Origin of the sequence: Streptomyces sp. DSM 40868, assembly GCF_011820545.1 — a bacterium.
GTDB classification, from domain to species: Bacteria; Actinomycetota; Actinomycetes; order Streptomycetales; family Streptomycetaceae; genus Streptomyces; species Streptomyces eurythermus.
Genome location: NZ_CP050504.1, coordinates 5,116,487 through 5,138,735 on the forward strand (window position 1 = coordinate 5,116,487; position 22,249 = coordinate 5,138,735).

General features: G+C 72.9%; 26 protein-coding genes. 20 read left to right on the forward strand and 6 right to left on the reverse strand.

The features are described 5' to 3' along the window. Positions 1 to 2: 2 nt before the first annotated feature. The 8 genes from mqnP to HB370_RS23405 all read left to right on the forward strand — a co-directional run bounded on the left by mqnP (position 3) and on the right by HB370_RS23405 (position 5,947). Entirely contained in the window at positions 3 to 905 is a 903-nt protein-coding gene (gene mqnP / locus HB370_RS23370) for a menaquinone biosynthesis prenyltransferase MqnP (RefSeq protein WP_030778254.1), read from the forward strand. A gap of 114 nt (positions 906 to 1,019) precedes the next feature. Continuing rightward, a complete protein-coding gene (locus tag HB370_RS23375) occupies positions 1,020 to 1,682 on the forward strand; it encodes a UbiX family flavin prenyltransferase (RefSeq protein ID WP_030778256.1) in 663 nt (220 codons plus the stop codon). Between the two features lie 52 nt (positions 1,683 to 1,734). Beyond that, complete coding sequence (locus tag HB370_RS23380) at positions 1,735 to 2,190, forward strand: Lrp/AsnC family transcriptional regulator (protein ID WP_030601569.1); 456 nt, start codon at positions 1,735 to 1,737, stop codon at positions 2,188 to 2,190. 38 nt (positions 2,191 to 2,228) lie between these two features. Next, positions 2,229 to 3,392, forward strand: coding sequence for an aminofutalosine synthase MqnE (mqnE, locus tag HB370_RS23385; RefSeq protein ID WP_030778260.1), 1,164 nt, complete (start codon positions 2,229 to 2,231; stop codon positions 3,390 to 3,392). 172 nt (positions 3,393 to 3,564) lie between these two features. Then, positions 3,565 to 4,221 carry a UdgX family uracil-DNA binding protein gene (locus HB370_RS23390; RefSeq protein ID WP_030778263.1) on the forward strand — a complete coding sequence of 219 codons (657 nt, stop codon included), beginning with the start codon at positions 3,565 to 3,567 and terminating at the stop codon, positions 4,219 to 4,221. 16 nt (positions 4,222 to 4,237) lie between these two features. Continuing rightward, positions 4,238 to 4,762 (forward strand): GNAT family N-acetyltransferase, encoded by a 525-nt coding sequence (locus tag HB370_RS23395; protein ID WP_030778265.1) that lies wholly within the window; start codon positions 4,238 to 4,240, stop codon positions 4,760 to 4,762. A 109-nt stretch (positions 4,763 to 4,871) separates the two neighbouring features. After that, positions 4,872 to 5,180, forward strand: a complete 309-nt coding sequence (locus tag HB370_RS23400) for a DUF4229 domain-containing protein (protein ID WP_030778266.1) — start codon at positions 4,872 to 4,874, stop codon at positions 5,178 to 5,180. Positions 5,181 to 5,260: 80 nt separating this feature from the next. After that, positions 5,261 to 5,947: a TetR/AcrR family transcriptional regulator gene (locus HB370_RS23405; RefSeq protein WP_030778269.1), complete on the forward strand. Its 687-nt coding sequence runs from the start codon at positions 5,261 to 5,263 to the stop codon at positions 5,945 to 5,947. On the opposite strand, the gene HB370_RS23410 is transcribed toward HB370_RS23405, so the two are convergent. Beyond that, entirely contained in the window at positions 5,934 to 6,770 is an 837-nt protein-coding gene (locus HB370_RS23410) for a MaoC/PaaZ C-terminal domain-containing protein (RefSeq protein WP_030778271.1), read from the reverse strand. The two genes, HB370_RS23405 and HB370_RS23410, sit on opposite strands and share 14 nt — an antisense overlap. A 228-nt stretch (positions 6,771 to 6,998) precedes the next feature. Here HB370_RS23410 and HB370_RS23415 point away from each other — a divergent pair, with 228 nt between their 5' ends. From HB370_RS23415 to HB370_RS23430, 4 genes are all read left to right on the forward strand, one after another. Beyond that, positions 6,999 to 8,945: an AMP-dependent synthetase/ligase gene (locus HB370_RS23415; protein ID WP_030778273.1), complete on the forward strand. Its 1,947-nt coding sequence runs from the start codon at positions 6,999 to 7,001 to the stop codon at positions 8,943 to 8,945. Between the two features lie 62 nt (positions 8,946 to 9,007). Next, complete coding sequence (locus HB370_RS23420) at positions 9,008 to 9,628, forward strand: DUF6232 family protein (RefSeq protein ID WP_244405618.1); 621 nt, start codon at positions 9,008 to 9,010, stop codon at positions 9,626 to 9,628. Further along, the gene (locus tag HB370_RS23425; RefSeq protein ID WP_030778278.1) at positions 9,625 to 9,972 is read left to right on the forward strand and encodes a hypothetical protein; all 348 of its coding nucleotides are present in this window, start codon (positions 9,625 to 9,627) and stop codon (positions 9,970 to 9,972) included. The genes HB370_RS23420 and HB370_RS23425 overlap by 4 nt, the downstream gene beginning before the upstream one ends. A gap of 170 nt (positions 9,973 to 10,142) precedes the next feature. Beyond that, a complete protein-coding gene (locus tag HB370_RS23430; RefSeq protein ID WP_030778280.1) occupies positions 10,143 to 11,024 on the forward strand; it encodes a LysR family transcriptional regulator in 882 nt (293 codons plus the stop codon). A gap of 59 nt (positions 11,025 to 11,083) precedes the next feature. On the opposite strand, the gene HB370_RS23435 is transcribed toward HB370_RS23430, so the two are convergent. Continuing rightward, the gene (locus tag HB370_RS23435; RefSeq protein ID WP_030778282.1) at positions 11,084 to 11,713 is read right to left on the reverse strand and encodes a class I SAM-dependent methyltransferase; all 630 of its coding nucleotides are present in this window, start codon (positions 11,711 to 11,713) and stop codon (positions 11,084 to 11,086) included. A 101-nt stretch (positions 11,714 to 11,814) separates the two neighbouring features. On the opposite strand from HB370_RS23435, the gene HB370_RS23440 reads away from it, so the two are divergent. Next, on the forward strand, positions 11,815 to 13,461 hold the full coding sequence (locus HB370_RS23440; RefSeq protein WP_030778285.1) for a serine/threonine-protein kinase: 1,647 nt from the start codon (positions 11,815 to 11,817) through the stop codon (positions 13,459 to 13,461). Here HB370_RS23440 and HB370_RS23445 read toward each other — a convergent pair. After that, a complete protein-coding gene (locus tag HB370_RS23445) occupies positions 13,458 to 13,772 on the reverse strand; it encodes an AzlD domain-containing protein (protein WP_030778287.1) in 315 nt (104 codons plus the stop codon). The genes HB370_RS23440 and HB370_RS23445 overlap by 4 nt on opposite strands. Continuing rightward, positions 13,769 to 14,482 carry an AzlC family ABC transporter permease gene (locus HB370_RS23450; protein WP_030778289.1) on the reverse strand — a complete coding sequence of 238 codons (714 nt, stop codon included), beginning with the start codon at positions 14,480 to 14,482 and terminating at the stop codon, positions 13,769 to 13,771. The genes HB370_RS23445 and HB370_RS23450 overlap by 4 nt, the downstream gene beginning before the upstream one ends. A gap of 67 nt (positions 14,483 to 14,549) precedes the next feature. On the opposite strand from HB370_RS23450, the gene HB370_RS23455 reads away from it, so the two are divergent. Further along, the gene (locus HB370_RS23455) at positions 14,550 to 15,116 is read left to right on the forward strand and encodes an XRE family transcriptional regulator (RefSeq protein WP_030778291.1); all 567 of its coding nucleotides are present in this window, start codon (positions 14,550 to 14,552) and stop codon (positions 15,114 to 15,116) included. A gap of 129 nt (positions 15,117 to 15,245) precedes the next feature. On the opposite strand, the gene HB370_RS23460 is transcribed toward HB370_RS23455, so the two are convergent. After that, the gene (locus HB370_RS23460) at positions 15,246 to 15,449 is read right to left on the reverse strand and encodes a cold-shock protein (protein WP_030778293.1); all 204 of its coding nucleotides are present in this window, start codon (positions 15,447 to 15,449) and stop codon (positions 15,246 to 15,248) included. Between the two features lie 285 nt (positions 15,450 to 15,734). Here HB370_RS23460 and HB370_RS23465 point away from each other — a divergent pair, with 285 nt between their 5' ends. The 5 genes from HB370_RS23465 (at position 15,735) to HB370_RS23485 (ending at position 20,081) form a co-directional block, all read left to right on the forward strand. After that, on the forward strand, positions 15,735 to 16,583 hold the full coding sequence (locus tag HB370_RS23465; protein ID WP_030778296.1) for a menaquinone biosynthesis protein: 849 nt from the start codon (positions 15,735 to 15,737) through the stop codon (positions 16,581 to 16,583). A 23-nt stretch (positions 16,584 to 16,606) separates the two neighbouring features. Next, a complete protein-coding gene (locus HB370_RS23470) occupies positions 16,607 to 17,401 on the forward strand; it encodes an A24 family peptidase (protein WP_030778299.1) in 795 nt (264 codons plus the stop codon). Between the two features lie 81 nt (positions 17,402 to 17,482). Further along, complete coding sequence (gene mqnC / locus HB370_RS23475; protein ID WP_030778301.1) at positions 17,483 to 18,682, forward strand: cyclic dehypoxanthinyl futalosine synthase; 1,200 nt, start codon at positions 17,483 to 17,485, stop codon at positions 18,680 to 18,682. 26 nt (positions 18,683 to 18,708) lie between these two features. Continuing rightward, positions 18,709 to 19,308, forward strand: coding sequence for a hypothetical protein (locus HB370_RS23480; protein WP_030778303.1), 600 nt, complete (start codon positions 18,709 to 18,711; stop codon positions 19,306 to 19,308). Between the two features lie 59 nt (positions 19,309 to 19,367). After that, positions 19,368 to 20,081 (forward strand): demethylmenaquinone methyltransferase, encoded by a 714-nt coding sequence (locus tag HB370_RS23485; protein WP_030778305.1) that lies wholly within the window; start codon positions 19,368 to 19,370, stop codon positions 20,079 to 20,081. Here the strand turns inward: HB370_RS23485 and HB370_RS23490 are convergent. After that, the gene (locus HB370_RS23490) at positions 20,068 to 20,385 is read right to left on the reverse strand and encodes a PASTA domain-containing protein (protein WP_078637401.1); all 318 of its coding nucleotides are present in this window, start codon (positions 20,383 to 20,385) and stop codon (positions 20,068 to 20,070) included. The genes HB370_RS23485 and HB370_RS23490 overlap by 14 nt on opposite strands. A gap of 227 nt (positions 20,386 to 20,612) precedes the next feature. Here HB370_RS23490 and HB370_RS23495 point away from each other — a divergent pair, with 227 nt between their 5' ends. Next, positions 20,613 to 21,905 (forward strand): geranylgeranyl reductase family protein, encoded by a 1,293-nt coding sequence (locus HB370_RS23495; RefSeq protein ID WP_030778311.1) that lies wholly within the window; start codon positions 20,613 to 20,615, stop codon positions 21,903 to 21,905. The last annotated feature ends 344 nt before the right edge of the window (positions 21,906 to 22,249 follow it).

The window sequence follows — 22,249 nt, forward strand, 5'->3', positions numbered from 1 at the left end:
CTGTGACGTCAGCCTCCGCCGCCATCGCCCAGCCGGGCCGGACCAAGGCGTTCCTCCGCCTGGTGATGATCGAGCACTCGGTCTTCGCGCTCCCCTTCGCCTACATCGCCGCCCTGACGGCGATGTACGAGTGGGACGAGAACATCCACTGGGGCCGGCTGCTCCTGGTCACCGTCTGCATGGTGGGCCTGCGCACGTTCGCGATGGCGGTCAACCGGATCATCGACCGCGAGATCGACGCCCGCAACCCGCGCACCGCGCACCGGGAACTGGTGACGGGCGCGATGTCGGTCCGGCACGCCTGGACGGGCGCGCTGATCGCCCTCGCGGTCTTCCTGGGCGCGGCGGCCCTGCTCAACCCGCTGTGCCTGGCCCTGGCGCCGGTGGCGGTGGTGCCGATGGTGGTCTACCCCTACGGCAAGCGGTTCACCAACTTCCCGCAGGCCATCCTCGGTCTCGCCCAGGCCATGGGCCCGGTCGGCGGCTGGCTGGCGATCAGCGGGGAGTGGTCGTGGAACGCGGTGATCCTCGGCCTGGCCGTCGGCATCTGGATCGGCGGGTTCGACCTGATCTACGCCTGCCAGGACGTGGAGACCGACCGCGAGATCGGCGTGAAGTCGGTCCCGGCCCGCTTCGGCATCCCGGCCGCGATCTGGGGCGCCCGCGCCTGCCACACGGTCACCACGGCCCTGTTCGTCTGGTACGCCCTGGCCACCGACGCGGGCGCGTTCTTCTGGCTCGGCCTGGTGATCGTCGCGGCGGCCTTCGTCTACGAGCACACGATCGTCCGCCCGCACGACCTGACCCGCCTGAACAGGGCGTTCTTCTCGGTCAACGGGTTCATCGGCATCGCACTCTTCGTGTGCGCCCTGCTGGATCTCCTGGTACGGGGGCTCACCGTCTAGCCCGTTCCCGCCGTTTCCGGGGCCTTCGGCCGGGCGGCCGGAACCCCCACCGGTCCTGAGCCCCTTGGCGTCCGCCGGTACGCTCAAGGTGTGAACGCAGGAGAAACGCAGCGCGTGCCTTGGATCGTGGGGGTGTCCGGAGCTTCCGGGACGCCGTACGCGGCGGCCGTGCTGCGGGCGCTGCTGGCGGCCGGGGAAGCGGTGGACCTGGTGGTCAGCCGGGCCTCGCGGCTGACGCTGCTGGACGAGACGGGCCTGCCCTTCCGGGACGCCCACTGGCAGGACGACCTCGCGGAATGGCTGGCCCGCGGCGCCGACGGCAAGCCCGGGACCTTCGACGTGGACATCAGCGGCGTCCGCTACTGGAAGGCCGGCGACCTCGCGGCCGGGCCGTCCTCCGGCTCGTACCCGGCCCGCGGCATGCTCATCGTGCCCGCCTCCACCGCCTGCGTGGCCGGCGTGGCGCTCGGCCTGTCCAAGGACCTCCTCCAGCGCGCGGCGAGCGTCACGCTGAAGGAGCGCCGCCCGCTGGTGGTGTCCGTACGGGAAGCCCCCCTGAACGGCCAGACGCTGCGCCACCTCGTCGCCCTGGACGACGCCGGCGCCTCGGTCGTCCCGGCCTCGCCCGCCTTCTACGCGGGCGCCACGCACATCCAGGACCTGGTGGACTTCGTGGCCGGCCGGGTGCTGGACGCGGCGGGCGTCGCCCACGGCCTGTACCGGCGCTGGCGAGGAGACCTGGGCGGCGGCCAGGCGGACGGCACCCGGGGCGATTAGCAGTACGTACCTCTCATCACTTCAGGAACTTTCACCGGAAGGCTTCGATCGCATGGACGCGGTGGACAGGCAGCTCATCCAGGCCCTGAGGGAGAACGGCCGGGCCTCGTACGCGGAGCTGGGGCGCCTGGTCGGCCTGTCGGGCCCCAGCGTCACCGACCGCATCAACCGGCTGGAGGCGGCCGGTGTCATCACCGGCTACCGGGCCACGGTGAACGCGGCCTCGCTCGGCCTCGGTGTCACCGCCCTGATCGGCATCTCCCTCTCCGACGCGGCCGACCACGAGGACGTCGCCCAGCGGCTGCGGGACCTGCCGGAGATCGAGGACTGCTGGTTCATCGCGGGCGACGACTCGTACATGCTCAAGGTCCGGGCGTCGGACGTGGACGGGCTGGAGCGGACCATCCGCCGGCTCAGCGGCACCAAGGGCGTCTCCCGGACCCGCACCACGATCGTGCTGTCCACGAAGTGGGAGAACCGGGTCGGGGAACTGCCCGAAGAGGTGTAGGGATACCGTTGGTCGGGCTGTCGTAGAAAGGTGTTGCCATGGACGTCGGGCTCAAGCGCGAGCTGGAGGAGAAGGTCCGCTCCGGGGAGCGGCTGACCCGCGAGGACGGCATCGCGCTGTACGCGTCGGACGACCTGGCCTGGCTCGGCGGCCTCGCCCACGAGGTGCGGACCCGCAAGAACGGTGACGTGGTCCACTTCAACGTCAACCGTCACCTCAACATGACGAACGTGTGCACCGCGTCCTGCGCCTACTGCTCGTTCCAGCGCAAGCCGGGCGAGAAGGACGCGTACACGATGCGCATCGAGGAGGCCGTCAAGCTCGCCAAGGCGATGGAGTCGGAGAACCTCACCGAGCTGCACATCGTCAACGGTCTGCACCCGAACCTGCCGTGGCGGTACTACCCGCGGTCGCTGCGGGAGCTGAAGAAGGCGCTGCCGAACGTCTCGCTGAAGGCGTTCACGGCGACCGAGATCCACCACTTCGAGACGATCAGCGGGCTGTCCGCCTCGGAGATCCTGGACGAGCTGATCGACGCGGGCCTGGAGTCGCTGACCGGTGGCGGCGCGGAGATCTTCGACTGGGAGGTCCGGCAGCACATCGTGGACCACCGCACCCACTGGGAGGACTGGTCCCGCATCCACCGGCTGGCGCACGAGAAGGGTCTGAAGACCCCGTGCACCATGCTGTACGGCCACATCGAGGAGCCGCGGCACCGCGTCGACCACGTGCTGCGGCTGCGTGAGCTGCAGGACGAGACGAACGGCTTCCAGGTCTTCATCCCGCTGCGCTACCAGCACGACTTCGTGGACATGAAGGACGGCAAGGTACGCAACACGCTCCAGGCGCGGACCACGATGGCGACCGGCGCGGAGGCGCTGAAGACCTTCGCGGTGTCCCGGCTGCTGTTCGACAACGTGCCGCACGTGAAGGTCTTCTGGGTGATGCACGGCGTGCAGACCGCCCAGCTGGCCCTCCAGCACGGCGCGGACGACATGGACGGCTCGGTCGTCGAGTACAAGATCACGCACGACGCGGACAACTACGGCACGCCGAACAAGCTGACCCGGGAGGACCTCCTGGAGCTGATCCGCGACGCCGGCTTCCGCCCCGTGGAACGCAACACCCGCTACGAGATCATCCGCGAGTACGAGGGCCCGGACCCGTCCCGCCGGGACGAGCCCCAGCCGATGCGCGTCTGACGCACCGGCCACCTTTGACGCGAGGCCCCGGCGCCCCCACCCAAGGGGCGCGGGGCTGTGTCCATATGCGGCTCCGCCGCGCGGGCGCGACCAGCCACGACGCGCCCGCAGCCGGGCGACGGCCTGGACCAACCCCTCGCTTCTCCGCCGCAAAGAGGGGTACTCGCCCGGCATGCCAGCAGCGAAGGCACCCGAGGACGCGTACACCGCGGCACCCTTCGTCCCCGAGGGCGCTGACCTGCCCGCCCTCCGCCAAGCCGCCGGAGGCTGTCGCGGTTGCCCCCTCCACCGCGCCGCCACCCAGACGGTCTTCGGCGCCGGAAGCACCGACGCCCGCGTGATGCTCGTGGGGGAGCAGCCCGGTGACCAGGAGGACCGTCAGGGGAAACCGTTCGTCGGCCCGGCGGGCAAGCTGCTCGACCGGGCGCTCGAAGAGGCCGGTATCGATCCCGCCGGGGCCTATGTGACGAACGCGGTGAAGCACTTCAAGTTCACCCGGGCCGAGCCCCGCAAGCGCCGCATCCACAAGGCGCCGACCCTGAGGGAGATGACGGCCTGCGGCCCCTGGCTGGCGGCGGAGCTGGCGCTGGTGGAGCCGGAGCTGATCGTGGTGCTCGGCGCCACGGCCGGCAAGGCCCTGCTGGGCTCGGCGTTCCGGGTGGGCGAGGTACGCGGCACGGTGCTGGAGCGGGAGATCCACGGCCGCCCCGAACGCCTCGTGCCGACCGTGCACCCCTCCTCGGTGCTGCGGGCGCGGGACGACGACCGCAGGGCCGCGTTCCAGGGTCTGGTGGCCGATCTGGAGGTCGCCGCACACGCCCTCGGGTAATGGATACACTCCGCTGGTGCCTCTTACCTTCACCTTGGACCCAGCGATCACCCCCGCCCTCCGCGACGGCATCCTCGACCTGTGGACGGACGTCTCGAACGCGGGCGGTTCCGTCGGCTTCGTACCCCCGGTGACCCCCGACGAGATACGGCCCGAGCTGGTGCGCCACTTCGTGGCGATGGCCGAGGGCCGCACCCGGCTGCTCGTCGGCCACGACGAGGCCGGCCGGGTGGCCGCGACCGCCTTCCTCGCCCGCAACACCCACCGGCTGATGACGCACTGGCTGTGGCTGTACACGGTGATGGTCCACCCCCGCCACCAGGGCCGCGGCTACGGCCGTGACCTGCTGGCCGCCGCCGAGGAGGCGGCCCGTGGCCTCGGGGGCATCGAGGGGATCCGGCTGACCTGCCGGGGCGGGCACGGCCTGGAGCGGTTCTACGCCTCCTGCGGCTACAAGGAGGTCGGCCGGGTCCCGGACGCCATCCGGGTCGGGCCCGGTGACGACCGCGACGAGATCGTCATGCTGCTGCCGCTGCGCTGACCCGGGGCCCGGCGCCCGTACCTCCCTTGCGCGACCCCCTTGCATGATCGCCACCGGGTCGTGCTTCACTGGGCGATGACCCTATTTGGAATCGGACGAGTGGATTGAGATGCTCCGCTACACGCTGATGCGCCTCGGTATCTTCGCGGGCTGCCTCGTGATCGTCTGGGGAGCCGTCTACTCGGGCATCTTCCCGCGCGGCTTCGGTGACTCCAACTTCCTGTGGGTGCTGCTGCTCTCCCTGGTCCTGTCGGCGCCGATCAGCTGGGTGGTGCTGCGCAAGGAGCGGGACCGGGCCTCGGTGCGGATCGTGAAGAAGGTCGACCGGATGAAGGCCAACCTGGAGGCCAACCGCAGCCAGGAGGACCTCGCCGACGACGTCGCGCGGGCGCAGGGCGGGGCCACCGCGTCCAGCTAGCGCGTGCCCGGGTCGGCGGGCCGTTCCCGGCCGGCACGTTCCCGGCCGGGTACGGCACCCGGCCGAACTAGTCTTGCCCCATGGGTGCCGTGAAGACCAAGCGGATGCCGCGGGCGGTGCGCGAGCGGCAGATGCTCGACGCCGCCGTGCGGATCTTCGGGCAGCGCGGGTACACGGCCGCGTCGATGGACGAGATCGCCGAACTCGCGGGCGTGTCCAAGCCGTTGGTCTATCTGTACCTGAACTCGAAGGAAGACCTCTTCACCGCCTGCATCCGCCGGGAGGCCGCCGCGCTCACCGCGGCCGTGCGCGCCGGGGTCCGCCAGGACCTGCCCGTCGAGCAGCAGTTGTGGGAGGGCCTGCGGGCGTTCTTCGCGCACACCGCCGAGCATCCGGACGGCTGGTCGGTGCTGTACCTCCAGGCCTGCAGGCACGGTGAGCCGTTCGTGTCCGAGGCGGCGGCGATGCGCGCGGAGATCGTCGCGTTCGTGACGCGGCTGGTGGCGGTGGCGGCGCGGGAGGCGCACCGGGATCCGGGCCTGCCGGAGCGCGAGGTGGCCGGGCTCGCCGAGGCGCTGGTCGGCGCGGCGGAGTCGCTCGCCGCGTGGGCCAACACCACACCGGAGGTGTCGGCGCACCAGGCCGCGTCCACCCTGATGAACTTCGCCTGGTCGGGCCTGGGCAGCCTCATGGGGGGCAAGGTCTGGAGCCCGCCGCCGGAGCGGGATCACGGCGACCGGCCGCCGGCGCCCCTCAGCTCCCCCTGACCGTCCCCTCCAGGCACAACCTCCCGCCCTCGCCCCGCAGTTCGAACCGCCCCGCGCCGTCCGCCCCGTACGCCACCGTCCCGGGCAGCGGCACGGGCGCGCGGAACCGGGCCCGTACGACGGCCGAGGCCGGGGTGCCGTGGGCGGCGAGGCAGCGGGCGAGGGTCCACATGCCGTGGGCGATGGGCCGGGGGAAGCCGAAGAGGCGGGCGGTGAGCGGGTGGAGGTGGATGGGGTTGCGGTCCCCGGACACGGCCCCGTACCGCCGCCCCACGTCCGCGCCGAGCCGCCATTCGGCGAGGGCGGGCAGCCGCTCCGTGGAGGCCGCCGGACCACGGCGTCCGGTCCCCCCGGTCCGGGCCAGGTATCCGCTGCGGGACGACCACACCAGCTCGCCCCGTGACCGTACGGCCGTCGCCACCACCGCTTCCGTTCCGCGCCCGCGCGCCGCCAGCTCCTCCACCCACACGGAGAGCTCGTACTCCCCGTCGGCGGGCAGCGCGGCACTCCGCTCGATCTCGACGGACGTGTGGACCAGCCCCAGCAGCGGCAGCGGGAAGTCCCGGCCGCTCATCAGCCGCATGGCCAGCGGGAAGCCGAGGACGTGCGGGTAGGTGAGGGGGAGGGCGGACTCGCCGGTGGGGAAGCCGCAGACCCGCTCGTAGGCGGCCAGGCGCGCGAGGTCGACGCGTACGCCGGGCAGTACCAGCCGGGTGCGGGGGACGGGCGCGTCGGGGGAGGGGCGTCTGAAGGGGGAGCGCAGGGCGCCCCGGGCCAGCAGGGGGCCGAGCGCGGGCGGCGCGGCGAGGGTCACGGTGTGCATCGGGTCACGCCCCAGCGGTCTCTCCGGATTGCCTACTCTGAAGTAACGTTACCGGAGGTAAGCCGGGAGGGCGGCCACCCCCCGAGGCTGCACATCCCCGACCCCGGACCCTCCCGGAACCCGCACAACCCCCTCACAGCGGAGCCGTACGATCACCAGGCCTGACCAGCGGTAACCCCGCCCGCACCGGGGCCCGCCGCCGGTGCACGCACGCAGGAGGAGCCGCCCGTGTCCACGTCGTACCCGAACGCCCCCGCCTCCTCCGGAGCCCCCGTCTCCGCCGTCGACTACGACGGCCGGCCGGTCCTCGTGCAGCCCGACGTACGGCGGCTGGACGGCGCGGTGCGGGAGGTGTCGGTGCCGCCGTTCGCGCCCCCCGTCACCCACGGCTCCCTCGCCGACCTGCCGTACGACAACGCGGAGGCGGCCCCCGACGCGGTCGTGATCGGCCGCAAGCTGCCCGGCGGCCGCTGGACGGACCTGACGGCCGCGCGGTTCGCCGCGGAGGTGCAGGCGGTGGCGAAGGGGCTGATCGCCGAGGGCCTGGTGCCCGGCGACCGGATCGCGATCATGGCCCGTACGACCTACGAGTGGACCCTGCTGGACTTCGCCGCGTGGGCGGCCGGGCTGGTCACCGTGCCGGTGTACCCGACCTCGTCCGCCTACCAGACCCGCTGGATCCTGCACGACTCCGGCGCGGTCGCCCTGATCACGGAGACCGCCGCCCAGGCCGCCGCGATCGGCCCCGAACTCCCGCACCTGCCCGACCTGCGCCATGTGTGGGTGATGGAGAAGGAGCACGTGGCCCGGCTCGCCGACGCGGGCGCGGCGGTGCCGGACGGGGAGGTGGGCGTACGCCGGGGCATGCTCGTTCCCGACACGCTCGCCACCCTGATCTACACCTCCGGGACCACCGGCCGCCCCAAGGGCTGCGCCCTGACGCACGGCAACTTCTTCGCCGAGGTGGACAACGCCGTCGAACTCCTCCACCCGGTGTTCAAGGCGCGCGACCACGATCCGTCGGTGCTGCTCTTCCTGCCCATGTCCCATGTCTTCGGCCGGATGGTGGCCATCGCCTGCGTCCGCGCCCGGGTCCGCCTCGGCCACGCCCCCAGCCTGGCCCCGGACGACCTGCTGCCGGACCTCGCCGCCTTCCGGCCCACCGCGCTCCTGACGATCCCCTACATGCTGGAGAAGGTGTACAACTCCGCGCGGGCCAACGCGGAAGCCGGCGGCCGGACGGCGGTGTTCGACCGGGCGGCGGCCGTGGCCCGGCGCTACGGCGAGGCGCTGGAGGCCCGCCAGACCGGCACCGGCACCGGCCCGAGCCGCGCCCTGAAGACCCAGCGCGCCTTCTACGACCCGCTGGTCTACCGCCGCATCCGCACCGCCCTGGGCGGCCGCGTCCGGTACGCGATCTGCGGCGGCTCCCCGCTCGGCCGGCGCCTCGCCGCGTTCTACGCGGGCGCGGGCATCGAGATCTTCGAGGGCTACGGCCTGACCGAGACCACCGGCGCGACCACGGTCACCCCGCCGCTCAAGCCCCGGCTGGGCACGGTGGGCTGGCCGCTGCCCGGGACCCGGGTGCGGATCGCGGCGGACGGCGAGATCCTCGTCGCCGGCGACCACGTACTGCGCGGCTACTGGGACGCCCAGGCGGGCGGGGTGGTCCCCGCGACCCGCGACGGCTGGCTACCGACCGGGGACCTCGGCACGCTGGACGACGAGGGGTACCTGACCATCACCGGCCGCAAGAAGGAACTGCTGATCACGGCGGGCGGCAAGTCGGTGGCCCCGGCCCCGCTGGAGAACTGGCTGCGCCAGCACCCGCTCATCTCCCAGGTCATGCTGGTGGGCGACGGCCGCCCCTACGTCGGCGCGCTCATCACCCTCGACGCCGACGGCATCACCCACTGGCGCCAGATGCTCGGCAAGCACCCGGTCCCGCCGGAACTCCTGATCGGGGACGAGGAGTTGACGGCGGTTCTCCAGCGCGCGGTGGACGAGGCGAACAAGCTGGTCTCCCGCCCCGAGTCCATCCGCCGCTTCGCCGTCCTGCCGACGGACTTCACCGAGGCGGCCGGCCACCTGACCCCGTCGATGAAACTCCGCCGGGACCGTGTCCTGGAGGACTTCGCGGAGCAGGTGGAAAGCCTGTACGAGCGCTCGGAATAGCGCTGTACGAGCGCCCGGGACAGGCCGTACCCTGCCGGAACGCAGATACATCGGGGGAGTGCATGAACGACACTAACGGCCTCGGCGCGCCACCGCCCGGACGCCCGCCCGGGCCACCGCCCGCCCCGCCGTCCGCGCCACCGCCTCAGCCCTCCGCGCCGCCCTCCGGGCAGACGGGCGGTGCACTCGTCCTCCGGGTCAGCCGCCGCATGCTGTGGGCGGGGTCGGCGGCCTTCCCGTTGCACAACATCACGATGGTCGAGGCCTTCATGTACCGGCCGAGCCGGCTCGCGGCGCTCGTCCGGTGCCTGAAGTGGCTGGTAGGCGCCCTCCTGGTCTACCTGGCCTACGTCGCGCTCAACGCCATGGACAACGGGGGCGGCGGGGACGCCGACAACCCCGCGCTCCTGGTCGTCCTGTGCATCGCGGCGCTGGCCGTCCCCGTCAAGGACCTGTTCGCGCCGCCCAAGCCGGTGCTGTCCGTCCAGGTGTCCAGCGGCACGGCGCTGGTGGTGACCCTGCCGAGCCTGGAGGAGCTGCGCCAGATCGCGGACCGGATCGCGTACGCGATCGACCACCCGGAGGCCGAGTTCACCGCGGTCGTGCACCAGTACAACACCAACAACTACGGGCCGGTCGCCAACCTCAACGGCGGCCAGGGGAACACGGGGTTCAAGCTGTGAGCGACACGACGAACTACTACGGCCCGGTCGCCAACGTCAACGGCGGTCAGGGCAACGTGGGCTTCAACTACGGCACGGTCGGCGCTCCGGCCGGAGATCCCGAACTCCGGGCCGCTGTGGCGGAACTGACCCGCGGCCTCGCCGACCTGCGCCGGCACCTCACCCCGGAGCAGGACCGGACCGTCGAGGAGGCCCTGCCCGCGCTGACCCCCGACCGGGCCGCCCTGCGCGAGCGCGGCCTGGTCCTGGCGTCCATCGCCCAGATCGCCGCCACCGTCGGCGCGGTCGGCGAGCCCGTCGCGAACGCGGTGGGGCGCCTGCTCGCACTGCTGGGCCAGGGCTGACCGAGGGGTCGGCACCCGCTCCCCGCGCCTCCCGCGTCGTCCGGACTCGGCGGGGCGGGGAGCGGGTTGCCGCCTGGGTCGGTCGCGGCCCGCACACGATCCTCGTACGACGCCAACACCCAGTCAATCCTGGGGTTTTCTTCCCTGGCCCAAGCATTACCTTGGGTCCCATGACTCTGGACGACCTCCGTGTGTTCGTGGCCGTGTGCCGCGCGGGCAGCCTCAGTTCGGTCGCCCGGGACCTGGGCTGCACCCAGTCCGCCGTCAGCCAGCACGTGAAGCGGCTGGAGCGGGAGACCGGCGTCGCCCTGCTGGAGCGCCGCCCGCGCGGGGTCGTCCCGACGCAGGCCGGCCGGATCCTGGAGACGGCGGCCGCCGAGGGCATCAACGGCCTCGACCTGGCCGTACGACAGCTCCGCGACCTCCTCGACGGCCACAGCGGACACGTCCGCGTCGCCACGGGCGCGACGACCGTACGGCACTTCATGTCCGAGGCGGTCGTGACCTTCCGCCGCAGCCACCCCGAGGTCAACCTGGAGTTCCGCACGGTCAGTTCGGGCCGGGGCAGCTTCGACGCCCTCGCCGACGGCACCCTCGACCTGGCGTGGATCACCATCGGCCCCCCGGTCCGCGGGATCGAGCAGCGGACCGTCGTGGAACTGCCCTGGCTCCTCGCCGTACCGGCCGACGACCCCCTGTCCGACCGCCCCCACCTCGACCCCGCCGAACTGACCGACACCCGGCTCATCCGGCTCCCGCCCAACTCCGCCTCCGCCGCCCACCTGGAGGCGGCCTGCGCGGAACGGGGAGTCCGGTTCGCCTACGAGCCGAGCGTGGCCGACTGGGACACCGCCCTGCTCCTCGCCGAACTCGGCGTCGGCAGGGCGGTCGTGCCCGCCGTGCCCGGTCTGCCCGTCCCGGGCGACGGCCCCCTCCGGCTGATCCCCCTGCCCGGCCTGCGCCCCCTCCCCGTCGGCTGGGCCGTACGCCGCTGGGACGCGCTCAGCCCGCCGGCCCGCGCCTTCGCGGACACGGTCGCCGCCGTGCGCTGAGCGACGACTCGGCCCACACGCTCTTGCCGGCGTCCCGAACCGTCACCGCGCGGACCTGGTCAGCCTTCCTTCTGGGCGAGAAGCAACGCCTGCGGGGCCGACTCGCCGTGCTCGGCCACCCGCTCCCGCACCGTGCTGGAGCGGACGGCGAAACCGGCGCCCGTCAGCAGCTCGGCCATCCGCTCGGGGCGGCGCCGGTGGAAGTCCAGGGAGACCGGGTGGCCCCAGGGCTGGTCCAGGTGGAGCGGTTCGTCGCCGGTCTGGAAGGCGAGCAGGAGCCGGCCGCCGGGGGACAGGACCCGGTGGAACTCGGCGAACAGGGCGGGGAGTTCGTCCACAGGTGTGTGGATGCTGGAGTACCAGGAGACCACCCCGGCCAGCGAACCGTCGGCCAGGGAAAGGTCCCGCATCGAGCCCCGCTCGAACCGCAGCGTGGGGTACCTGCGGCGGGCGACCGTGATCATCGACTCGGACAGGTCGAGGCCGAACACGGACAGACCGAGCCCGTCGAGGTGCGCGGTGATCTCACCGGGACCACAGCCGAGGTCGGCCACCAGGCCCGAGGTCCCCACCTGTTCGGCGTACGCGGCGAGCAGGGCCCGCTCCAGCGGCCGGTGCGCGAGCTGGTCGCGGAAGTGGACGGCGTAGTCCTCGGCGATGGTGTCGTAGAAGGCGCGGGTGTCGGTCATGGGGAGGGACCCTAGCGGGCCGCACCCGTAACCCTCGTACCTCCCAACCCCCGTACCCTGATGGCCGTTGGCCGGAACATGACGCGGGGGGTTACGGGCCGATGGACCAGACGACGGAGGTCTTCCGGCCGCTCCAGGCCGACGACCCGGTGGCGGTGGCCGGATACCGGCTGGCGGCCCGACTCGGCGCGGGGGGCATGGGCCGGGTGTACCTGTCGCACACCCGGGGCGGACGCCCCGTCGCGCTGAAGGTCGTACGGCCCGAGCTGGCGGACGACCCGGACTTCCGGCGGCGGTTCCGGCGGGAGGTCACGGCGGCCCGGCGGGTGCGCGGCGCGTACACCGCCGAGCTGATCGACGCGGACCCGGACGCCACCCCGCCCTGGCTGGCCACCCTGTACGTGCCGGGGCCGTCGCTGGCCGACGCGGTGGCCCGGCGCGGTCCGCTGCCGGACGCGGCGGTGCTGTGGCTGATGGCCGGCGTCGCCGAGGCGTTGCAGGCGATCCACGCCGAGGGCGTCGTGCACCGGGACCTGAAGCCGTCGAACGTACTGCTCGCCGCCGACGGGCCCCGGGTGATCGACTTCGGTATCGCGCTGGCGGCGGACGGCACGTCGTACACGGCGACCGGCAGCACCATCGGCACGCCCGCGTTCATGGCGCCCGAGCAGGCGACCGGCGGCGAGGTGACGGCGGCGACGGATGTGTTCGCGCTCGGGCAGACCGCCGCGTTCGCGGCGCTCGGCCGGCCGCTGTACGGGGAGGGGCCCGGCGTGAACGTGCTGTACCGCATCGTGCACTCCGAGCCCGACCTGTCCCTGCTGCCCGAGCCGCTGCGCCCGCTGTTCGCCCGGTGCCTGGCCGCCGACCCGGCGGAGCGGGCCACCCCGGCGGAGATCGTGGAGTGGTGCCGGCGGCGGCTGGGCGCGGAGGACGGCGCGGGTGGTGGACCGGCTGTGTGGCGGGAGATCACCGGGCCGCAGGCAGCGGTCCCGGCGCCGGTGCCCGAGCCCACCGCCGTCGCCCCGCGGCCACTGGTCGGTTACCCGCCGCCCGGATGGCTGCGGCCGACGGCTCAGGAGCGGCGGACCCGCAGGCGGCGCGCCGCGCTGATGTCGGTGGCCGTGGCGGTCGGCGCGGTGCTCGCGGTGATCCTGGCCACGTCGGTGATGGACGCCAAGGGCCGGCCCGGTGCGCGGCACACGGCGGGCGGGGTCACGACGTCCGGCTCTCCCGGCTCCGGTGGCCCGCGGTCGTCGGCGTCCGCGTCCGGCTCCGGCTCCGGTTCGGCGGGGTCCTCGGACACGGAAGGGGTGCCCGGGGCGGCGCGGACCCCTTCGGCCTCGCCCGCGCAGCCGCGCGCGGAGGACTACGGCGGGAGCTACCTCAACGCGTCGACGCCGCTGAGCATCGAGCACCCGTACGGCGGGGGGAAGGACGACAAGGGCGCCCTCCGCCTCGGCTGCCGGACGATCGGGTGTGAACTGGACGCCGGTGACAGCACCATCGTTCAGATGTACGGCGCCCACGGCACCACCCTCGACGAGTGCCGGCTGATCCTCAAGGACGCCACCAAGCACCGCTGGACGCTGACCGGGGCGGCGGCCGGCAGCGAGTTCTGCGTCCGGCACCCCTCGGGGGACGTCGCGCTGTTCGTCCTCCGGATCAAGTCGACCGCGATGCCGGAGGCCGCCTTCCTGGAAGGAGACCTGACCGTCTGGCGGAACGCGTCCGAGGACGCGGCCTAGCCGGTCCCCGCCAGCCGCAGCAGCGCCGTCGTAGCGGCGGCGGCCAGCACCACCGTGGCGAACGGGGCCCGGCGCCAGGCCAGTACGGCGCCGACCAGGACCCCGGCCGGGCGGGCCCAGCCGGCGAACCGCCCGGACTCGGTCAGCGTGCCCGTGGCCAGCAGGGCGACCAGTATGACCACCGCGCCCGCCGACGCCAGCTCCTGCACCCGCGGCGGCACGGTGACCCGGCCGTGCAGGGCCGGGCCGACCAGCCGGAAGGCGTACGTGCCTACGGCCAGGGCGACGATCACGGTGACGGTCGCGTTCACAAGGCGGCTCCGGAGACCACGCGGTGTCGGTGCGCGAACAGGCCGGCCAGCGCGAGCAGCACCGGCACCCCGGCCGGGACGGCGGGCGTGACCGCCAGGGCGAGCGCGGCGCCGAGCAGGGCACAGCGCCGTACCGTCGCGTCCGTGCGCAGGGCGGGCAGCACCAGGGCGGCCAGGACGGCGGGGAAGGCGGCGTCCAGGCCGTAGCGCCCCGTGTCGCCGAGGGCGCCGCCCGCGAGCGCGCCGGCCAGGACGCCCAGGTTCCACACCGCGTACAGGCCGAGCCCGACGATCCAGAAGGCCCGGCGCCGCCGGGCCGGGTCCGGCTCGGCGAGCGCGAAGGCGACCGTCTCGTCCGTGACCAGGTGGGCGCCGAGGAAGCGGCTCACGCGGCCGGTGCCGATGATCTCGGCCACGGCCAGACTGAAGGCGGCCGTCCGGGTGTTGAGCAGCAGCCCGGCGGCCACGGCGGCGGCCGGGCCGCCCCCGGCGAACAGCACGCCGACCGCGCTGAACTGGGCCGCCCCCGCGTACACCACCACGGACATCAGGACCGGTACCCACAGCGGCAGCCCGCCCCCGACGGCCACGGCGCCGAAGGACAGGCCCACGATGCCGCCGGCCAGCCAGACGAGCGCGCTGTCCCGGACGAGGGCACGGTCGTCGGCGCTGTCAGTGGGCCCCGGGCCCGTTCGCTGTGCCGAACGCATGTTTTCTACGATGAACGCTGAGCACATTGTCCGTCAAGACACACGTTCGTGTGATGGAGTGAACGACATGTCCGAGGCCACCCCCGTCCGACTCCCCCTGGAATGGATCGCCGCCGCCCTGAAGCGGGAGCGCGGCCGTGCCGGGCTGTCCCTGTCCGAGCTGGCCAGGCGGGCCGGCGTCGCCAAGTCGACGCTGTCCCAGCTGGAGGCGGCGAGCGGGAATCCGAGCCTGGAGACCGTCTGGGCGCTCGCGGTGGCGCTGGGCGTGCCCTTCAGCGCGCTGGTCGAGCCGCCCGCGTGGCAGGTGCGGGTGATCCGGGCCGGACAGGGGCCGGCGGTCCGCTCCGAGGAGTCCGGCTACGTGGCCTCCCTGCTCTCCGCCTGCCCGCCGGGCGCCCGCAGGGACCTGTATTCCGTGTGGCTGGAGCCGGGCGCCGTGCGGGAATCGGAGCCCCATATTCCGGGGAGCGTGGAACACCTGGTGGTCAGTGAGGGCGCGGTGAAAGCGGGGCCGCGCGGGGAGACCGTGGAACTGGGGCCCGGGGACTACATGTCATACCGGGCGGATGTGCCTCACTCGTATGAGGCGCTCGCGGCCGGGGCGAAGCTCGTGCTCGTCATGCAGCACATGTGAGACGCCGCGGGCCCATGGGGGCGGTGTGGTTTGTGAACGGGAAATGAACGGGAAAAGGCAGGAGCCCCGTCGCCGGAAGGCGTGGGGCTCCTTGGGTACTGCTCTCAGGTTCTGCGATCAGGCAGGGAATCAGGCGGGGGTGACGTTCTCCGCCTGCGGGCCCTTCGGGCCCTGCGTGACGTCGAAGGTCACCGCCTGGTTCTCCTCAAGGGAGCGGAAGCCGGTGGCGTTGATCGCGGAGTAGTGAACGAAGACGTCGGGGCCGCCGCCCTCCTGGGCGATGAAGCCAAAGCCCTTTTCGGCGTTGAACCACTTAACGGTTCCGGTAGCCATAAGCCCTCCTTGGGCTCAAAAGGGTTGCCCTGCTCCAGAACCTGCAAGTGTGAAACGGTGCCGCATCACTGCATACTTCTGAAAACGACGAGAGCCTGCGGTTACATGCTCCGCAGGCTCTGTACTGCAAGGGAAACCAAACTGCAACTTGCGGCGAGCCTAGCACGGGGGCGCCGGAAAGCAATAGAGGTCAAGATCACTTCACCCGGATGTTTGAACGCTCGTTAGGCCGTTCGGGGGCGGGTTGGTCCAAGAGCCGTACCGTACGGGGGCTAGTCTCGCGATGTGGACAATTCTCGCACCCGGCCGCGTGTCGGCCACATCCAGTTCCTGAACTGCCTGCCCCTGTACTGGGGGCTCGCGAGAACCGGCACGCTTCTCGACTTCGAGCTGACCAAGGACACCCCGGAGAAGCTCAGCGAGCGGCTGGTGCGCGGCGAGCTGGACATCGGCCCCGTCACCCTCGTCGAATTCCTCCGCAACGCCGACGACCTCGTCGCCTTCCCGGACATCGCCGTCGGCTGCGACGGGCCGGTGATGTCCTGCGTCATCGTCTCCCAGGTGCCGCTCGACCGGCTGGACGGCGCCCGGGTCGCCCTCGGCTCGACCTCGCGCACCTCGGTCCGGCTCGCCCAGCTCCTGCTCGCCGAGCGGTACGGGGTGCGGCCCGACTACTACACCTGCCCGCCCGACCTCAGCCTGATGATGCAGGAGGCCGAGGCCGCCGTCCTCATCGGCGACGCGGCCCTGCGCGCCAACCTCGTGGACGGGCCCCGCTACGGCCTCCAGGTGCACGACCTCGGCGCGCTCTGGAAGGAGTGGACCGGGCTGCCGTTCGTCTTCGCGGTCTGGGCGGCCCGCCGGGACTACGCCGAGCGCGAGCCGGACATCACCCACCGGGTCCACGAGGCCTTCCTCGCCTCCCGCAACCTCTCCCTGGAGGAAGTCGCCAAGGTCGCCGAACAGGCCGCCCGCTGGGAGGCGTTCGACGAGGCCACCCTGGAGCGGTACTTCACCACCCTCGACTTCAGCTTCGGCGCCCCCCAACTCGAGGCGGTCGCCGAGTTCGCCCGCCGGGTGGGGCCGACGACCGGTTTCCCGGCCGACGTACGGGTGGAACTGCTCCAGCGGTAGGAGGGGGAGGGCGTGTGGGTGAGCTGACCACGGGGTTACTGGCGCTCGCGGCCGCGGTGTGGGGCGCGCTGACCGGGCTGCTGCTGCCCCGGGCCGCGTACCGCTTCTCCGTCCCGCCCGGCGAGCCCTGGCGCGACCGGTGCCCGGCCGGCGCCCACCCGGTCCGCGGCTGGCTGGGCGGAACCCGGTGCGGGGCGTGCGGGAGCGATCGGGGGAGCGTGGAGCCCGAGGGGGGCGCGCAGAGCGGTGAGACGCGCTCCGGAGCCGGCGGGCATGGGGTGTGTTCCGCGCTGCTCCTCGCCGGTGTCACCGCGCTCGTCTGCGCCGCCCTCGCCGCCGCCACCGGGACCCGGCCCGAGCTGGGGGTCTGGCTGCTGCTCGCGCCCGTCGGGGTGCTGCTGGCCACCGTGGACCTGCGGGTGCGCCGGCTGCCCGACCCGCTGACCCTGCCGCTCGCCGCCGCCGCCCTCCTCCTGCTCGGCGTCACCGCCCTGCTCCCCGAGCACACCGGCCACTGGCCCACCGCCCTCTGGGCCGCCCTCGCCCTCGCCGCCGGCCACTTCGCGCTGCACGTCCTCAACCCGGACGGCATGGGCTTCGGTGACGTCAAACTGGCCGCCGGGACGGGCGCCGTGCTCGGCTGGTACGGCTGGCCCACCGTGCTGCTCGGCACCTTCGCCGCGTTCCTGCTCGGCGCCCTGTACGGGGGCGCCCTCGTCCTCGCCCGGCGCGCCGGGCGCAAGACCGGCGTGCCGTTCGGCCCGTTCCTGCTCGCCGGCACCCTCGCCGGGCTGCTGACCGGGGCCTTCGCGGCCTGACGTCGGCCCCCGGAACCGCCTGGCGTAGTCTGGCGTACGTCCGTCCACAACCCCTTACGAAACCTTGCGAAAGGGACGCCGGTGACCGAGAAGGCCGACCTCCAGTCCGTCCTCGACCGCGCCGCGGCGGGCGGACGCATCACCCCCGAGGAAGCGCTCGCCCTCTACCGTGACGCCCCTCTGCACGCCCTCGGCTCCGCCGCCGACGCCGTGCGCCGCCGCATGTACGCGGGCACCGAGCACATCGCCACGTACATCATCGAGCGGAACATCAACTACACGAACGTGTGTGTCACGGCGTGCAAGTTCTGCGCCTTCTACGCGGCCCCCAAGGACACCGAGAAGGGCTGGACCCGCGACCTCGACGACATCCTGCGCCGCTGCGCGGAGACCGTCGAACTCGGCGGCACCCAGATCATGTTCCAGGGCGGCCACCACCCGGACTACGGCGTCGAGTACTACGAGAAGCACTTCAAGGCCATCAAGGACGCCTTCCCGCAGCTGGTGATCCACTCCCTCGGCGCGTCCGAGGTCGAGCACATGGCCCGGATCAGCGGCGTCTCGGTCGAGGAGGCCATCACCCGGATCCACGAGGCGGGCCTGGACTCCTTCGCCGGCGCCGGTGCCGAGCTGCTGCCGGAGCGGCCGCGAAAGGCCATCGCCCCGCTGAAGGAGAGCGGCGAGCGCTGGCTGGAGATCATGGAGACCGCGCACCGGCTGGGCGTGGAGTCCACGTCGACCATGCTCATGGGCACCGGCGAGACCAACGCCGAACGCATCGAGCACCTGCGGATGATCCGGGACGTACAGGACCGCACGGGCGGCTTCCGCGCCTTCATCCCGTACACCTACCAGCCCGAGAACAACCACCTGAAGGGCCGCACCCAGGCGACCCTGTTCGAGTACCTGCGGATGATCGCGATCGCCCGCCTCTTCCTGGACAACGTCCGGCACATCCAGGGCTCCTGGCTCACCACGGGCAAGGAGGTCGGCCAGCTGTCCCTGCACTACGGCGCGGACGACCTCGGGTCGATCATGCTGGAGGAGAACGTCGTCTCCTCGGCCGGCGCCAGGCACCGCTCCAACCGCCTGGAGATCATCGACCTGATCCGCAAGGCGGGCCGCGTCCCGGCGCAGCGCTCGACCACCTACGAGCACCTCGTCGTGCACGACGACCCGGCGAACGACCCCGTGGACGACCGGGTGGTCTCCCACATCTCCTCCACGGCCATCGAGGGCGGCACCGCCCACCCCGAGCTGAAGCTGCTCGCGTCGAACTAGCCGAGCCGGGAGAGACCAGGACCGCCGTGCTGACGCTGCACACGGACTCCAGGGGCCACGCCCACCTCGTCCAGGGCGAACGGATCGAGGCCGTGGGGCCCCTGGAGGAACTGGCCGCCGCGCACCCGCACGCGCGCGTGCGCCGCTGGCCGGGCATCCTCACGCCCGGGTACGTCAACCCCCACGGCAACGAACTGCTGGAGCGGACGTACCACCCGGACCCGCGGGAGGCCGACGTCCTCGGCACCGAGCCGCTGACCGGCGCCGCGCTCGCCGCGCTCCCCATGGACGACGCCCGCTGGGGCGCGAGCGCCCGGCGCGGAGTCCAGCGCATGCTGGCGTACGGCACGGTCGCCGTGGCCTGCGAGCCGCTGCGCCTGCGCGCGGTCCAGGACGCCGTACGCCGCGCCGGCATCGCCGTCGTGCCCCGCCCGGCCCCCGCCGCCGGCGCCCCGTCCCTGGACCCCTTCGCCCACCACCCCGAGGCGGCCCCGCCCCGCCGGCCGGGCTCCGCCGCCGACTTCGCCGTCTTCGACGTCGAGGACGAGACGGAACTGGCCGCACGAGGGGCCGTGACGTGCGTGGCGACGGTCCTCTCGGGCCGCCTGGTCTTCCGCCGCCGCTAGCCACCCGCACCCGGCAAGCCGCCGCCCGGGCCGTGTGGCCCGGCTGCAACAATGGGCGGGTGACCCGCGCTTCCCTGAACAAGCAGCCGCACGAAGTCGCCTCGATGTTCGACGACGTGGCGGAACGGTACGACCTGACGAACGACGTGCTGTCACTCGGCCAGGACCGCCGCTGGCGCAGGGAGGTGGCGAGGGCCGTCGACGCCCGCCCCGCGCAGAAGGTCCTGGACCTCGCCGCCGGCACGGCCACCTCCTCCCTCCCCTTCACCCGGACGGGCGCGTACGTCGTCCCCTGCGACTTCTCCCTGGGCATGCTCCAGGTCGGCAAGAAGAAGCACACCTGGCTGCCGTTCACCGCGGGCGACGCGACGCGGCTGCCGTTCAAGGACGACACCTTCGACGCGGTGACGATCTCCTTCGGGCTGCGCAACGTCCAGGACACGGACGCGGCCCTGCGCGAGATGTACCGCGTCACCCGCCCCGGCGGACGCGTGGTGATCTGCGAGTTCTCCCACCCGACCTGGGCGCCGTTCCGCACCGTCTACACCGAGTACCTGATGCGCGCGCTGCCGCCGGTCGCCCGCGCGGTCTCCTCGAACCCGGACGCGTACGTCTACCTCGCCGAGTCCATCCGGGCCTGGCCCGACCAGCCGGGCCTCGCCGAGCGCCTGCGCAAGGCGGGCTGGTCGAAGGTCGCCTGGCGCAACCTCACCGGCGGCGTGGTGGCGCTGCACCGGGGCTTCAAGGAGGACCCGGGCCTCAGGGAGAGCTGATCCCGGCCACCTCGTACGGGTCGTGCGGCGGGTCCAGCTCCCGCCGCAGCCCCCCGCGCGGCGGTCCCGGCACGCGCGGCTCGCGCACGCCCCCGCCGCCCTCTCCGTCCGCGAAGTCGAACCACACGTACACCATCGAGTCCCGCGGCACCTCGGTCCCGGGCTGCGGATGCTGGCGTACGACGTAGTCCACGACGGCGAGGTGGAAGTCCGGGCGGTCCGGTGCGTTCAGGGACAGGCCCCGTGCCCGGGCGGTCTCGCGCGCGTCCACGGCCATCAGACCGACCAGACGCGGGACGCGCACTTCGGGTGTCTTGGGTGGTATGTGCACAGATGTCACCCCCAGCGGTACTGGCAGGGTAACTCCGGGCCGTGTCACCCGGAAGGCACCGATGTCTTTCCGTGACAGACGGATACGGAGAGTAGCAATTACTGGGGTGGCCCTTCGGCCGGGCGGCCAACTGCGCTGAATAGACTGCCTATGTCCCGTGCCGGCCGGCACACACCATTCGACCTTGGGGAGATCCCGCCGTGACCGTCGTGACCGAGCCGCTCTCCGAGAACACCGCCGACGTGATCGTCGTGGGCGCGGGGCCGGCCGGCTCCACGACCGCGTACCACCTCGCCAAGGCCGGACTCGACGTGCTGCTCCTGGAGAAGACCGAGTTCCCGCGCGAGAAGGTGTGCGGCGACGGCCTCACCCCGCGCGCGGTCAAGCAGCTCGTCGCCATGGGGATCGACATCTCCGAGGAGGCCGGCTGGCTGCGCAACAAGGGGCTGCGCATCATCGGCGGCGGCGTCCGCCTCCAGCTTGACTGGCCGGACCTCGCCTCCTTCCCGGACTACGGCCTGGTCCGCAAGCGCGACGACTTCGACGAGCAGCTCGCCCGCAACGCCCAGAAGGCGGGGGCGCGGCTGTACGAGCGCTGCAACGTGAGCGGCCCGATCGTGGACGACCGCACCGGCCGCATCACCGGTGTCACCGCCAAGCTCGGCGAGGACAAGCGCGAGGTCGCCTTCCACGCGCCGCTGGTCGTCGCCGCCGACGGCAACTCCACCCGGCTGTCCCTCGCCATGGGCCTGCACCGCCGCGAGGACCGCCCGATGGGCGTCGCGGTCCGGACCTACTTCGAGAGCCCCCGCCACGACGACGACTACCTGGAGTCCTGGCTGGAGCTGTGGGACCGCCGCGGCCCCCAGGACCGGCTGCTGCCCGGCTACGGCTGGATCTTCGGCATGGGCGACGGCACCTCGAACGTGGGTCTCGGCGTGCTGAACACCTCCGCCTCCTTCAAGGAGCTGGACTGGCGGGAGATCCTCAAGGCGTGGTGCGCCTCCATGCCGGAGGACTGGGGCTACACGCCCGAGAACATGACCGGTCCCATCCGCGGCGCCGCCCTCCCCATGGCCTTCAACCGCCAGCCGCACTACACGCGCGGCCTGCTGCTCGTCGGCGACGCCGGCGGCCTGGTGAACCCCTTCAACGGCGAGGGCATCGCCTACGCCATGGAGTCCGGCCAGCTCGCCGCCGACGTCATCGTGCAGGCCCACGCGCGCGCCACGCCCGCCCAGCGCGAGACCGCCCTCCAGCGCTACCCGCGCGTCCTCAAGGACACCTACGGCGGTTACTACACCCTCGGCCGCGCCTTCGTGAAGCTCATCGGCAACCCGAAGGTCATGCAGATCGCCGCCCAGCGCGGTCTGACCCACCCGATGCTGATGAAGTTCACCCTCAAGCTCCTCGCCAACCTCACCGACCCCACGGGCGGCGACGCGATGGACCGCATCATCAACGGCCTGACCCGGGTGACCCCGAAGGCCTGACGACACATCGGGCCGTGCCCCGCCGGGAGACCGGCGCCGGGGGCGGTGGGCGTCCTCGCGCGCGGGGCGCGGTCGGCGGCCGATCGGGGCGGCCCCGGGCCGAGGTGCGCGGGGGCGCGGTCGGCAGTCGGCCTGGTGGTGCCGTGTGCGACGGGGTCAGGCCCAGCCGGGCGGGTGCGGGGGCCGGACGCACCGGGTGCCGTTGGGCGTCCGGGGTGGCCCGGAGCCGGCCGGGGGCGGGTCGGGAATGCCTCGGGCGCCGGGATGCGGTCGGCGGTCGCTTCGCGGAACCGTTCCCTGACCCCGTGGGACCCGGGCGGCGCCGGGAGCCCGCCGAGGGCGTC